This window comes from Altericroceibacterium xinjiangense (genome assembly GCF_003958635.1).
Lineage (GTDB): Bacteria > Pseudomonadota > Alphaproteobacteria > Sphingomonadales > Sphingomonadaceae > Altericroceibacterium_A > Altericroceibacterium_A xinjiangense.
The window spans coordinates 138,726-151,412 of sequence record NZ_RSEK01000002.1 but is presented as its reverse complement, the minus strand read 5'-3'; the positions used below and the strand labels follow the sequence as shown (position 1 = coordinate 151,412).

The following is a 12,687-nucleotide window of genomic DNA, read 5'->3' as shown; positions in this document are numbered from 1 at the left end:
CACAAACGAAAAGCCCCCGCTCGGGCGAGCGGGGGCTTGCAGCCGGAAGTGCATTCCGGACTCGATCTGCGCCGGCTTACCTCAGCGCAGGTTGATCAGCGACGTTGTTGATCGCATCAGTGCGTTCATCGCCGGCTTCCTCGACGGCCTCGGCACGCTCATCATAAACTTTTTCGATGGCGTCGCCGCGTTCTTCCAGCATGTCAGCCTGCTGCTCGGTCATCTGATCGACCGCGTCGGCACGCTGTTCGAGTGCGTCGCCCGTCTCTTCCGCAGGCGAATCCGCTCCGCAGGCGCCGACAAGCGCGGCCATGGGCAAGGTGACGAAAGCAAGATACTTCATAGTCTTCCTCCTGTTACGGCTCGCCTGCGCATCCAGTGCTGCGGCGAACCTTGGCAAGTGTACGCGGGAAGCCCGCGATGTCTTTCCCTGTCAACGAGCCGCGGCGAGCAATTGTTCCGAAGTCCGCCCCTGCTCGCGCAGGCCCTCCAGCACCAGATCGCTGGCTTTTTCCCCGATCATGATCGCGGTGGCGTTGGTGTTTCCCGCCGGAATCGTGGGCATGACGGAGGCATCGGCGACCCACAGCCCCTTGATCCCGCGCAGGCGCAGATCCGGGCCGACCACGGCCATGGGATCGTCCGCCGCGCCCATTTTCGCGGTGCCGACCGGGTGGTACATCGGGATGGTTGCGGCCCGGACATAGGGTTCCAGCGCTGCGGGGCTGTCGAGCGCCTCCCCGGGACGCACTTCGCCTTTCACGTGCGGCGCGATGGCTGGCTGGGCCATGATCTTCCGCGCGATCTGCAAGCCTTCGATCAGTTGCTGGACGTCGTCCTCGTCGCCCAGCAGCTGGTGCTCGATCACCGGAGGCGCATCGGGATCGTTGCCCCTTAGGGTGATGCGCCCGCGCGAACCGGGCCGCATCAGCCCGATGAGAGTCGAGACCGAGCTTTCCGGCCGCAGAGCAAGGTTGCCCTTTTCGGTCACGTCGAATGCGAAGGCGGAAAAGGCGAGCTGGATGTTCGGTGCGGGCAGTCCTTCGCGGCTGGCGACAAACGCCTGCGCGTGACCGATTCCGGTCGTCAGCGCGCCTGAACGGCGAACGGCGAGCGCCAGCACTTGCTTGAGGCCGTTGAGCCCCTTCGCATCGAGGTTGAGCGTGTGTGCGCTGACGGAATTGACCAAGTGGCAGGCCGGGTGTTCCTGCAGGTTCCGCCCGACGCCCGGCAGATCGTGCAGCACCTCGATGCCGTGAGCGGTCAGGTCTTCTGCCGGGCCGATGCCCGACAGCATCAGCAGCCGCGGGGTGTTGAGCGCGCCGGCGGACAGCACGACACCTTCGGCCGCGTGCACGGTGCGCATCTGCCCGCCCTGGCGCAGCGTGACCCCGATTGCGCGGCCGTTGTCGATTTCCAGCCGGACGACTTGCGCCTCCAGCAGGATTTCGAGATTGGCCGGCTTGTCCTTCAGATATCCGGCAGCAGTCGAGCAGCGCAGGCCGCCGCGCTGGGACAGCTGGATGTAGTCGACCCCTTCGGCCTTCTCTCCGTTCAGGTCGGGCGAACGGGGAAAGCCTGCCTGCTGCGCCGCGTCGATCCATTCATCGGTGATGGGGTAGCGGGAACGGACTTCCGACACAGCGATCGGACCGCCCTGGCCGCGCCAGGCATCCTGTCCGCGCTCATTGTGCTCCATTCGCCGGAAGTACGGTAGCACGCCTTGATAGCCCCATCCGGTGGCGCCGAGTTCCGCCCAGTGGTCATAGTCGTAGGAGTGGCCGCGGATGAACATCATGCCGTTGATCGCGCTGCCGCCGCCGAGCCGTTTCCCGGCCGGCCAGACGTCCGGCCGGCCGCCAACCGACGGATCGGGTTCGGCGCGATAGCACCAGTCGAAATCGGGGGTATGGACGATCCCGCTCATCAACGCGGGGACTTTTGAGCGGATGTCCTTGTCCGACTTGCCCGCTTCGACCAGCAGCACGCGCTTGCCGGCTTCCGCCAGCCGAGCGGCGCAGGCGATCCCGGCCGAGCCGCCGCCGATCACGATAAGATCCGGTCCTGCCTGCATAATTCGTTCCCTTCCCGTAGTCGGCGCCCTGCTATCACCATTCTTTCGGTCAGGGAAAGCGAAGGTTGGCCCGTTTCAGCGAGGAACTGCCCCCCGCCGGATCCCGTTGCTCCTGTATGACCACTTCCTTCCCGGGCTTGTCCATTCCCGCCGACAGCGAACCTATGGAAGCGCGGCTGGCGAGCGAAATTCCCGCTGGCGAGCACTGGCAGTTCGAGCCCAAGTGGGACGGGTTCCGCTGCCTTGCCTTCCGGGGCGGCGACACGCTGGAGCTGTTTTCCAAGGCCGGCAAGCCGCTGGCGCGCTACTTCCCCGAAATAGCCGAGGCGCTGCTGGGACTGGCGGAAACGCGCTTCGTGCTGGATGGCGAACTGGTACTGCCGCATGGGACCGGCCTTTCCTTTGCCGACCTGCAACTGCGGCTGCATCCCGCCGCCTCTCGCATTGGGCGGCTGGCCCGGGAGACTCCGGCCTGCCTGATGCTGTTCGACTGCCTGCAGCTTGGCAGCGACGTGCTGGCGTCGCAGGCACTGACGGAACGGCGCCGTTCGCTGAAGCGCTTTTTCGAAACGGCCTCCACCCCGCGACTGGCCTTGTCACCCGTTACGCAGGACCGCGCAACGGCGCAGGACTGGTTCGACCGCAGCGGCACGGCGCTGGACGGGATCGTCGCCAAGCGGATCGACGAACCGTACCGCCCGGGGGAGCGGGCGATGGTCAAGGCCAAGAAGCAGCGCACCGCGGATTGCGTGGTCGGCGGCTTTCGCATGGACGCGAAGGGGGAGCGGGTCGGGTCGCTTTTGCTCGGCCTTTATGATCAGGATGGGCGGCTGAACTACGTCGGCTACGTTTCCTCATTTACCGACGAGGACCGGGCGGCGCTTCCCGCAAGGCTTGACCCGGCGCGGGGCGAATCGCCGTTTACCGGCAAGTCCCCCGGCGGGCCGAGCCGCTGGAGCCGGGGACGCAACACGGAATGGATTCCGCTGCGGCCCGAACTCGTGATCGAGGTGATCTACGATCAAGTAACCGGAGAGCGTTTCCGCCACGGAACCAGCTTTCTGCGCTGGCGGGACGACAAGCGCCCCGACCAGTGCACGATGGACCAGCTCAAGCATGAACTGCGTCCTGCCGCGCTGAAGGATCTGCTGGAGGGCAAACAATGAGAATCGCCACCTACAACGTCAACGGGATCAAGGCCCGGCTTCCGGTGCTGCTCCGCTGGCTGGAGGAGACCCGCCCCGATGTCGCGTGCCTGCAGGAACTGAAAGCCCCGGATGAGCGGTTCCCAGCCGACGAAATTCGCGATGCCGGGTACGAAGCGATCTGGCATGGGCAGAAAAGCTGGAACGGAGTGGCGATCCTCAGCCGCGTGGGATGCCCGCAGGAAACCCGGCGCGGCCTTCCGGGAGAGCCGGAGGACGAGCAGAGCCGCTATCTCGAAGCTGCGGTGAACGGCGTTCTCATCGGCGCGCTGTACTTGCCGAACGGCAACCCGAGGCCCGGCCCGAAGTACGATTACAAGCTGCGGTGGATGGAACGGCTCATCGATCATGCCGCCGGCCTGCTCGCCAGCAAGGCCCCGGTGGTGCTGACCGGCGATTTCAACGTGATGCCGACCGAACAGGATGTCTACAAGCCGGAACGCTGGCTGGACGATGCCTTGTTCGCACCGGAAACCCGCGCCGCGTGGTTTCGGCTGGTGGAGCAAGGCTGGACCGACGCGGTCCGGAAGCTTCATCCCGACGCGACGATCTACACGTTCTGGGACTATTTCCGCAACGCGTTCACCCGCGACGCGGGGCTGCGGATCGACCATTTCCTACTGAGTCCCGATCTGGTGAAGCGCCTGAAAGACGCGCAAGTCGATTCCCAGGTGCGCGGGTGGGAGAAGACCAGCGACCACGCCCCTGTCTGGATCGAACTGGCCGACTGAGGCGGGGCTTCGCCCGTTCAGGCTCGCAATGTTGCAGGCAACCCCTAAAGCCGCGCCATGAATTCGGATACCGCCCCTGCCCCTGACCGCGCGGCCTTGCTCAGCGCCCTGGGCGCGCATGCGTTCTGGGGATCGATGCCGCTGTACTTGTTGCTGGTGCGCCACGTTCCTCCGGTGGAATTCGTCGCCCTGCGCATCCTGTTCACCTTGCCCTTGTGCCTGGCGGCGGTGATCTGGCGCGGCAGTCTTCCCGAAGTCCGCGCGGTCCTGAAGGATGGACGGGCGATGCTGACCCTGCTCACGACAGCGGTCCTCGTCGGGGTGAACTGGCTGCTCTACGTCTGGGCGATCCAGACCGGCCACGTCTACGCCGCGAGTATCGGGTACTACATCCTGCCGCTGATCATGCTGCTTCTGGGCCTTGCGATTTTGGGGGAGCGGCTGACGCGGCGGCAATGGGCGGCGACGGCGCTGGCCGGCTGCGGGGTGGCCGCCCTTGCCGCCGGGGCGCTGACCACCTTGTGGGTAAGCCTGGCGCTGGCGGTGACGTTCGCCATCTACGGCCTGCTGCGCAAGACCGTGGCTGCCAGTGCCCTGGTGGGGCTGATGCTGGAATCCCTGATCCTGCTTCCGATCGCGCTGGGGATTGTCGCCTGGTACGCCGCGTCCCCCGCCGGTCCGTCCATGGCGCAGGGTTGGGATACGGCGCTGGCGATTGCCTGGGGCGGGCCGATGACGGCGATACCCTTGCTGCTGTTCGCCGTGGCCGCTCGCCGCTTGCCCTACAGCCTGATGGGGTTCCTCCAGTTCATTTCACCCACGATCGTCTTCGTGCTCGGGCTGACGATCTTCAACGAGGAGCTTCATCCCGCACAGCTGGCCGCTTTCGGACTGATCTGGGCCGCCGTGGCGCTGTTCGTGATCGACCAGCTGCGCGAGCGGGCGGTCAGGCGCGCAGACGCCAGCCGAGCCGCTGCCCTGCATGAAATGGAATGACAGCGGTTCCGGCCGCGTCGATCGTTTCGGGCACGTCGGTCGGTGCACGTTCCAGCGTCACGGTTCCTTCGTTCAGCGGCAGCCGGTAGAAGCGCGGCCCGTTCTCACTGGCGAATGCCTCAAACCGGTCAAGCGCACCTTCCTCATCGAACACGGTGAGATAGCTTTCCAGCGCGTGCGGCGCGTTGAAGATGCCCGCGCAGCCGCAACCGGATTCCTTGGCGGACTGCGAATGGGGTGCGCTGTCGGTCCCGAGGAAGAACTTTTCGGAGCCGGAGGTCGCCGCCCGGCGCAAGGCCAGCCGGTGCTTTTCCCGCTTGGGGACCGGCAGGCAATATGCGTGCGGCCGCATCCCGCCGACCAGCATCGCGTTGCGGTTGATGTGAAGATGCTGCGGCGTGATCGTGGCCGCGACGTTTTCCCCCGATGCCAAGACGTAATCGACCGCCTGTTCGGTCGTCGCGTGTTCCAGCACCACGCGCAAGCCCGGCATCTCACGCAGCAGGGGCGCGAGGATGCGCTCGATGAACACGGCCTCTCGGTCGAAGATGTCGATCTCCGGATCGGTCACTTCGCCGTGAACGCACAGCACCATGCCGATTTCCTGCATCCGTTCGAGCACGCGGCGGATGTTGGCGATTGCGGTGACGCCGTTCGCCGAATTGGTGGTCGCGCCCGCCGGATAAAGCTTGGCTGCGGTGAACACGCCTTCCGCATACCCGCGCGCAAGATCGTCCGGATCCGTGTCGTCGGTCAGGTAGCAGGTCATCAACGGGGCGAAGTCGAGATCCTGCGGCAGCACCTTGAGGATCCGCTGCCGGTAGGCGGCGGCGGCCTGCGCGGTCGTGACCGGCGGGGACAAGTTCGGCATCACGATCGCGCGGGCGAACTGGCGCGCCGTGTGAGGCAGCACGCCGCGCAGCATGTCCTCGTCACGCAGGTGCAGGTGCCAGTCGTCGGGGCGGCGGATGGTGATCGCTTCGGTCATCCCGATCCCATGGCACAATCGGGCGGCGCAGGACAACGTGTCGAATTGGGATCGATTCGGCCGGGCGCTTCGTTACGTTGCTGCTATGGGATCTGAACGACTGTATTCGCGCGCGGTAATCCGCGTATCTGTTGAGGCCGACGGCGAAGACGCCGCCGATTTCCTCCAGGGCCTCGTCACCAATGACGTAAAGGGGGAGCTCCCCTGCTACGCAGGCTTGCTCAGCCCGCAAGGTAAGACGCTGTTCGCCTTTCTGGTCTGGCCCGCAGGCGGCGGCGACCTGCTGATCGACTGCGAGGCGGATCAGGCGGACGAATTGATCAAGCGCCTGACGACGTATCGCCTGCGCCGGAAGATCGCGATCACGCGGGAAGACCAGCTCGGCGTCTATTGGCAGGCGCAGCTCGGCGATGGCGGGGCGCCCGATCCCCGGCTGGCCGATCTGGGGCAGCGCTGGATCGCCCATGTCACGGATGAGGATCATCCGGTCGACGACGCCTGGCTGCTTCATCGGCTGACCCTTGGGGTGCCGGAAACGCACGCAGAGCTGGAAGGCATCCTCTGGCTGGAAACGAATGCTGTGGAACTGAACGGCGTCAGCTTTTCCAAGGGTTGCTATGTCGGGCAGGAAAACACGGCACGGATGAACTGGCGGCAGAAGATCAATCGCCGGTTGATCGTGGTCCCGCTTGGCCGGTCTGAAGAGGCGCGGCGGAAGACGGCGTATCCTGAAGCCGGCTTCGCGGTGGATCACTTGCGGGTCAGCGATATCGCGCCGGACATGGCGCCCGGCTGGGTCGATCTCAGCCCGGCAGACTAGCCGCCAGCCGCCGGGCTAGCGTTTCGATCAGAAGTTGCTCCGCGCGGTTCCGCGCCGAACTCCGGGTCAGGCCAAGGGAGCCGGCAAGCCGTTCCCCGATCAGCGCATCGCCCAGCGCGAGCAGCACTAGCGTGAGCGTGTCTTCGCGCAAATCCCCGACTCCCGTCGCGTTCAATTCCTGGACCAGATCGTGAATCATCTCGACGATCGGGTCGAGCGCGTCCTCGTTACCGGACAGCAGCATCCAGCTGACCAGTGCGGCCGCGCCTTCGCGGTCGAAGGCGTCGAAGATCAGATCCACCACTTCCCGTACGCTGCCCAGACCGGCGCGGGTCGCCCGCACGGCTTCCCCGATCGTCGCGCAGACCGTTTCCCCCAAATACTGCGCGAGCGCTTTCTGCAGCCCTGCCGCCGACCCGAAATGGTGCAGCAGGTTGGCGTGCGTGCGCCCGATCCGCGCAGCCACGGCCTTGAGAGTCACGGCTTGCGGGCCAGCCTCAATCAGCAGCAGCCGCGCGGCTTCCAGGGCCGCGAGGCGGCTTTCCTCCGGCGGCAGGCGCCTCCTTATTGACATGGGTGTAAGCTATCCTATCTTTCCGGCATGAACGCTCACACACCTATTCACTCCGATGCCTTGACCGGCAAGGCCACCCCGCCGATCACAGTGCGCGACCGGCGCTTTGGCCGCGGGCAGGAAGCGGCCCGTTGGTGGCTGGACGGCGATCCGATCGCGACGGCCTGGTTCAATGCCCTTTCCGCAACCTTCCCCCGCGGCGAGGCCCTGTTCATCGAATCGGTGAAGGCTTTTCGCGACGGTGCACCGCCCAAGCTGGAAGCCGAAATCCGCGCCTTCATCCGGCAGGAGATCAACCACACGCGGGAGCATGTCGCGTTCAACAAGGCAGCCGTGCAGGCGGGCTACGACATGTCGCGCATCGATGAACGGGTTGCCGCCCTGATCGCGCAGGTGAAGGATCGCCCGCCGATCGGCTGGCTGGCCGTGACCATGGCGCTCGAGCATTTCACGGCGATGTTCGCGCACGAGTTCCTTAAGCACCCGCAGCACTTCGTTGGAGCGGACGTCGAGCAAGCGGAATTATGGCGCTGGCACGCGGCCGAGGAGATCGAGCACAAGGGCGTCGCCTATGACGTCTGGCTCCACGCGACCCGCGGCTGGAGCCGGTGGAAGCGCTGGAAGGTCAAGAGCATGACCATGCTGCTGGTGACCAGCAACTTCGTCCGGCACCGGTTCGAGGATGCGCTGGACCTGTTGCGGCAGGACGGGATCGCCGGCTGGAAGGCGAAAGCCCGGCTCATCTGGTATCTGGTCGGGAAGCCCGGCATCATGCGGCGTGTCGCCCCGGCTTGGCTGGCCTACTTCCTTCCCGGGTTTCACCCGTGGGAGATCGACGACCGAGCCCTGATCTCCCGCTACGACAGCGAATTCCCGGACGCGGTGCCCGCCCCGGCCTAAGGCCCTGGCGAGCACCTGCGCGGGTTCAGGCGGCCTGCATGCGGCATTCGCTGGGCCCGGCCTCTCCGCAGCCGAGGTCCAGCTTGTAGTGCTTCGTCAGGACCATCTCGCCGCCTCGGCTGGCGCAGAAATGCGCGCGCACTTCGCCGGCCGGACAAAAGCCGAGCTTTGCCAGCACGCGTCCGGAAGCGGGGTTGTCGAGGAAGTGGCCGGACACGATCCGCTTGTGCCCGATGACGCGGGCCAGGTCGATCACCGCGCGGCCGGCTTCGGTGGCATAGCCTTGCCCCCAGCGGTCTTGCGCGATCCAGAAGCCGAGTTCGATCCCTTCGGCCTGCTTCTGCAGGGTAATCTCGCCAATTACCGGCGCCCCCGTTTCATCCGGCAGCGTGATGAGGAATCGCGGCTCGTGCGGCCTGGAAGTGCGGCTGGCGCAAGCGCGTGCATCGTCTTGCCTGTAAGGCCAGGGCACGTTCGCAAGCATCCGTGCGACGCGCTTGTCGCCCAGCCCCCGATGGATCTGCTGCCAGTCGTCGGGAAACGCTGGCCGCAAAAACAGCCTCGTCGTCCGGGTGAACATGATTCTCTCCTTTCTTCCGGCACCGCCCCTACCGGGGTTTCGTGACGGATGGATTGCGAGGGAGAATCAAAAAGGGAGACGGGCTGGCCCCATCTCCCTCAAAATGCCGGATAAAGCTCCGGCGGGGCCATCCCGGTGGACGGCCCCGTTCACGAGTCGTCCGATTATTCGGCCGCCTGGGCCATGGCGTCGACCGACACGTATTTGCGGCCGAGCTTACCCTGGTGGAATCGCACCTGGCCCTCGATCAGCGCAAACAGCGTGTGATCCTTGCCCATCCCGACGTTGGAACCCGGATAGAACTTGGTCCCGCGCTGACGCACGATGATGTTGCCGCCGAGCACGTCCTGCCCGCCGAACTTCTTCACGCCGAGGCGACGGCCAGCTGAATCGCGACCGTTGCGCGACGAACCGCCTGCTTTCTTATGTGCCATTTCGTCTTACTCCGTACTCGGCCAGTTACTGCGCGATGGCGTCCGAGGATGCTTCGAGCGCCGGCTCGGCAGCAACCGCGGATTTCTGCGCCGGCTGATACTTCTCATCACCGACCGCGACGATCCGCAGCAGGGTCATCTGCTGGCGGTGACCCGCCTTGCGCCGATAGTTGTGCCGGCGGCGCTTCTTGAAGACGATGACCTTCTCGCTCTTCGCCTGGGCGATGATCTCGGCCGAGACCGTGACTTCGCCGGGCTGCTTCAGCTCGCCGCCTTCGCCGGCCAGCAGTACATCGCCCAGCGTGATCGTCTCACCGGCTTCTCCGGCAAGCTTTTCAACCGCGATCTTGTCTCCGGGGGCGACCCGATACTGCTTGCCGCCCGTGCGCACTACTGCGAACATGGTGATTATCCATTCTCTTGCTGTGTTGCCGTCCGCCGCTCCAAAGCAGCAACGGATGGCATGCCGCGCGCCCCGAAGGACGCCGGAAAGATGGGTGCGGTTACGCCAACAGCAGGAAGCTGTCAACGCGCTTGGGCGGGATTCTTGGCGGTTCGGCTGGAAAGCGCGTGGGCAGCGGGCTATGCGTCCTGGAATGAACTGGTCCCGTCCCGCCGCCCTGACGCTGATCCTGGCGCTTGGCGCCTGCGCCACGCCCCCGGACAAGTATCCCAGCCTCGCCATTCGCGATGCGGAGCGGGTGTCCGGCAACCTGCCGCCGCCCGAACCGTACGTGCCCCCCGCTCCGCCAGCCGAGGTGCTTGATCGGCTAGACACGCTCGTGGCTACCGCGTCCGAAGCGCACCGGGCCTTTCTGTCCGCCGTGCCTGAAACGCGGCGGGCCGTGACCGCGGCTCGCGGGGATGCGATGGGCAGCGAGGACTGGGCCGTTGCGCAGATCGCGCTCGGTGTCCTCGAATCGGCGCGTGCGCGAACGATGGTGCCGCTGACCGATCTCGACCGGATCTATGCCGAAGCGGCCGTGGAAGGGCTGGCGCTCGACAGGATTGCCGCTGCCCGTGCAGAGGTATCGGAACTGGTGGAGGAAGAGAACCGGACGATCTCCTCCCTGCTCGAAAGGTTGAGCTAAAAAAGAAGGGCCGCAAAAGCGGCCCTTCTCCCCCCGTTGCAAGTCGCGCCCTGCAAGTTCCTTTTGCCCCCCTCGAGCGGTGACGAAAATCAGACGAGCGCAGCGATGGTGGCCGTGGCGACGCCCCAGGCGAAGATCAGCGCCGGCAGCATCAGCATCTGCACCGTCGCATCGCGAGCGCTGGTGCGGCCGGTGTAGGTCTGGATCCCTTCCGCACGAAAACGGTCCCAAGTCTTCGCCTGCACCGGGTTTTCCGGGGGCATACGGACCCACAAGGCCGGAACGCCGAAGCCGCAGACGATGAACGCGACGAAGATCGCCATCGGCAGGATCAATTGCGGATTGGCAAAGCCCAGCCACATCACACCGAGGAAGCCGAGAAAAAGGCCGACCATCGCTGCATAGAGCACGGGCGGCAATTCGAAGCTGCGGTCGACCGGCGCGTTGCGCAGCACGGGATGGCTATGGATCAGCGCCCTTTGGGCAATCATTTCACGAGTGAAGGCCTGGACCATGTGACGTCTCCTTTGTCAGGAGGACGAATGGCCCGAATCACCGGTCAAATCGTTGATATCCGTCAAAAATGCTTAAAATCAGCGCCAGCGGGCGAGATCGTCGTGATCCTGCTCTCGCGGCTCGATCCAGTGCCAGCCGTCGGCCCGCCGTTCCCGCTTCCAGAACCAGGCGTCGCTTTTCAGATGATCCATCGTGAAATCGGCCGCCTGAAAAGCATCGCGGCGGTGGCGTGCGGCGGCGGAAACCAGCACGATGGGGGCCTGCGGGCGCATGACGCCGACCCTGTGCCAGATTAGCAGCCCGTCAAGGTTCCAGCGCGCCTGCGCCTCTTCGGCCAGGGCATGCATGCCGGGCAAGGTCAGCGGCTCGTAGTGGGTCAGTTCAAGCGCTTTCACCCCTTCATCCATTCGCACTTTGCCGACGAAGCTGGCAATCCCGCCTGCTTCCGGATGCGCCTTGGCGAACAGGCCCAGCGCCTTGCCCGGGGAGAATCCCTTCTCAAGCAGCTGGATGTCGAGCACCTCAGCCTCCGCTGACGGGAGGCAGCAGCGCGACTTCGTCTCCATCGGACGCAGCGAGTATCCGCTTGTCGGCCAGAAGCTTGCCGTTGACCGCGACCTTCACCTTTTCGCCTTCCAGCGCCTCCCCCAACTCGCCTTCGAGCTCCTCGACCAGAGTGCCCCAGTCGAGCGGGGAATCGATTTCCCGTTCCGGCATGCCAGCGAGGTCGGCAAGCCGCCCCAGGAAAATGAGCGTCACGGCCACCGATCAGCCCCCGGTCATCGACATGTGGCGTGGCTGCGCGGGTTCGGCGCCGCGTCGGTCGATCTGGAAATGGTGTTTTTCAGGCTTGATGCGCATGGCCTCGTCCAGTGCCTCAGCCAACCGCGTGTCGGGATCGGTCGAACGCAGGGCTGCGCGCAAGTCGACTTGCTCGGCACCCCCGAGGCAGGCGAACAGCTGTCCGGTCGCGGTCACGCGGATGCGATTGCACCCGGCGCAGAAGTTGTTCGTCAGCGGAGTGATGAAGCCGAGTCGTCCGCCGGTTTCGGCCACGTCCACGTACCGCGCCGGGCCGCCGCTGCGCGCATCGGATGGCCGAAGCGTCCAGCGCTGCTCCAGGTCCTCCCGAACCGCAATCAGGGGCAGGTAATGATCGACCCGATCCTCCTCCACTTCTCCGAGAGGCATGACCTCGATGAGGGTGATCTCGTGGCCGTGGCGGTGGGCCCAGGCGATCAGATCGGGAATCTCTCCCTCGTTCAGGCCCTTCAGGGCCACGGTGTTGAGCTTGACCTTCAGGCCCGCCTCTTTCGCCGCTGCGATCCCTTCCAGCACTTCTGCCAGACGATCCCGGCGGGAAAGCCGCTGGAACAGCTGCGCATCAAGAGTATCGAGCGAGACATTCACGCGCTTCACGCCCGCCTCGGCAAGATCCTCGGCATGCTGGGCCAGCTGCGTCCCGTTGGTGGTGAGGGTAAGCTCTTCCAGCCCGTCGCCCAGCTTGCGCCCCAGCGCCCGGACAAGTTCGATCACGTCGCGCCTGACCAGCGGTTCACCCCCGGTCAGGCGGATTTTCGTAATTCCGCGCGCGATCATCGCAAGGCCGAGCTTGTGCAGCTCTTCCAGGCTCAGCACCTCCTTGCGCGGCAGGAACTGCATCTTTTCCGGCATGCAGTAGGCGCACCGCAGATCACAGCGGTCCGTCACCGACAAACGCAAGTAGGTGATCCGCCGATTGAAGGCGTCGACGAGAGGTCCGGTGCCGCAGCTCATGA

General features: G+C 65.3%; 17 protein-coding genes. 6 read left to right on the top strand and 11 right to left on the bottom strand.

Features of this window, described 5'->3' with window-relative positions; translation table 11 throughout:
• Window positions 1-76 precede the first annotated feature (76 nt).
• A complete protein-coding gene (locus ELY13_RS02965) occupies window positions 77-313 on the bottom strand; it encodes a hypothetical protein (RefSeq protein ID WP_241233517.1) in 237 nt (78 codons plus the stop codon).
• 120 nt (window positions 314-433) lie between these two features.
• The gene (locus ELY13_RS02960; protein ID WP_126172392.1) at window positions 434-2,074 is read right to left on the bottom strand and encodes a GMC family oxidoreductase; all 1,641 of its coding nucleotides are present in this window, start codon (window positions 2,072-2,074) and stop codon (window positions 434-436) included.
• 116 nt (window positions 2,075-2,190) lie between these two features.
• On the opposite strand from ELY13_RS02960, the gene ELY13_RS02955 reads away from it, so the two are divergent.
• Genes ELY13_RS02955 through rarD form a run of 3 tightly spaced genes read left to right on the top strand, consistent with a single transcriptional unit; the run spans window position 2,191 to window position 5,006 of the window.
• Window positions 2,191-3,240, top strand: coding sequence for an ATP-dependent DNA ligase (locus tag ELY13_RS02955; protein WP_126172391.1), 1,050 nt, complete (start codon window positions 2,191-2,193; stop codon window positions 3,238-3,240).
• Complete coding sequence (gene xth / locus ELY13_RS02950; protein ID WP_126172390.1) at window positions 3,237-4,010, top strand: exodeoxyribonuclease III; 774 nt, start codon at window positions 3,237-3,239, stop codon at window positions 4,008-4,010. The genes ELY13_RS02955 and xth overlap by 4 nt, the downstream gene beginning before the upstream one ends.
• Window positions 4,011-4,067: 57 nt before the next feature.
• Window positions 4,068-5,006: an EamA family transporter RarD gene (gene rarD / locus ELY13_RS02945; protein WP_126172389.1), complete on the top strand. Its 939-nt coding sequence runs from the start codon at window positions 4,068-4,070 to the stop codon at window positions 5,004-5,006.
• Here rarD and pyrC read toward each other — a convergent pair.
• A complete protein-coding gene (gene pyrC, locus ELY13_RS02940) occupies window positions 4,957-5,994 on the bottom strand; it encodes a dihydroorotase (protein WP_126172388.1) in 1,038 nt (345 codons plus the stop codon). The genes rarD and pyrC overlap by 50 nt on opposite strands.
• 85 nt (window positions 5,995-6,079) lie before the next feature.
• Here pyrC and ygfZ point away from each other — a divergent pair, with 85 nt between their 5' ends.
• Window positions 6,080-6,814 (top strand): CAF17-like 4Fe-4S cluster assembly/insertion protein YgfZ, encoded by a 735-nt coding sequence (gene ygfZ / locus ELY13_RS02935; protein ID WP_126172387.1) that lies wholly within the window; start codon window positions 6,080-6,082, stop codon window positions 6,812-6,814.
• Here the strand turns inward: ygfZ and ELY13_RS02930 are convergent.
• Complete coding sequence (locus ELY13_RS02930; RefSeq protein WP_126172386.1) at window positions 6,798-7,388, bottom strand: TetR/AcrR family transcriptional regulator; 591 nt, start codon at window positions 7,386-7,388, stop codon at window positions 6,798-6,800. The two genes, ygfZ and ELY13_RS02930, sit on opposite strands and share 17 nt — an antisense overlap.
• Window positions 7,389-7,415: 27 nt before the next feature.
• On the opposite strand from ELY13_RS02930, the gene ELY13_RS02925 reads away from it, so the two are divergent.
• Entirely contained in the window at window positions 7,416-8,288 is an 873-nt protein-coding gene (locus ELY13_RS02925; protein WP_126172385.1) for a metal-dependent hydrolase, read from the top strand.
• Between the two features lie 25 nt (window positions 8,289-8,313).
• On the opposite strand, the gene ELY13_RS02920 is transcribed toward ELY13_RS02925, so the two are convergent.
• From ELY13_RS02920 to rplU, 3 genes are all read right to left on the bottom strand, one after another.
• Window positions 8,314-8,868, bottom strand: a complete 555-nt coding sequence (locus ELY13_RS02920) for a GNAT family N-acetyltransferase (RefSeq protein WP_126172384.1) — start codon at window positions 8,866-8,868, stop codon at window positions 8,314-8,316.
• 164 nt (window positions 8,869-9,032) lie between these two features.
• Window positions 9,033-9,302 (bottom strand): 50S ribosomal protein L27, encoded by a 270-nt coding sequence (gene rpmA / locus ELY13_RS02915; RefSeq protein WP_126172383.1) that lies wholly within the window; start codon window positions 9,300-9,302, stop codon window positions 9,033-9,035.
• Between the two features lie 25 nt (window positions 9,303-9,327).
• On the bottom strand, window positions 9,328-9,693 hold the full coding sequence (rplU, locus tag ELY13_RS02910) for a 50S ribosomal protein L21 (RefSeq protein WP_241233516.1): 366 nt from the start codon (window positions 9,691-9,693) through the stop codon (window positions 9,328-9,330).
• A gap of 205 nt (window positions 9,694-9,898) precedes the next feature.
• On the opposite strand from rplU, the gene ELY13_RS02905 reads away from it, so the two are divergent.
• Window positions 9,899-10,393 carry a hypothetical protein gene (locus ELY13_RS02905; RefSeq protein WP_126172381.1) on the top strand — a complete coding sequence of 165 codons (495 nt, stop codon included), beginning with the start codon at window positions 9,899-9,901 and terminating at the stop codon, window positions 10,391-10,393.
• 89 nt (window positions 10,394-10,482) lie between these two features.
• Here the strand turns inward: ELY13_RS02905 and ELY13_RS02900 are convergent, their stop codons facing one another.
• From ELY13_RS02900 to moaA, 4 genes are all read right to left on the bottom strand, one after another.
• A complete protein-coding gene (locus tag ELY13_RS02900) occupies window positions 10,483-10,908 on the bottom strand; it encodes a hypothetical protein (RefSeq protein ID WP_126172380.1) in 426 nt (141 codons plus the stop codon).
• A 78-nt stretch (window positions 10,909-10,986) separates the two neighbouring features.
• On the bottom strand, window positions 10,987-11,430 hold the full coding sequence (locus ELY13_RS02895; RefSeq protein ID WP_241233515.1) for a molybdenum cofactor biosynthesis protein MoaE: 444 nt from the start codon (window positions 11,428-11,430) through the stop codon (window positions 10,987-10,989).
• A gap of 1 nt (window position 11,431) precedes the next feature.
• A complete protein-coding gene (locus ELY13_RS02890; protein WP_126172378.1) occupies window positions 11,432-11,674 on the bottom strand; it encodes a MoaD/ThiS family protein in 243 nt (80 codons plus the stop codon).
• Window positions 11,675-11,677: 3 nt separating this feature from the next.
• Window positions 11,678-12,685: a GTP 3',8-cyclase MoaA gene (moaA, locus tag ELY13_RS02885; protein ID WP_126172377.1), complete on the bottom strand. Its 1,008-nt coding sequence runs from the start codon at window positions 12,683-12,685 to the stop codon at window positions 11,678-11,680.
• Window positions 12,686-12,687: the final 2 nt, after the last annotated feature.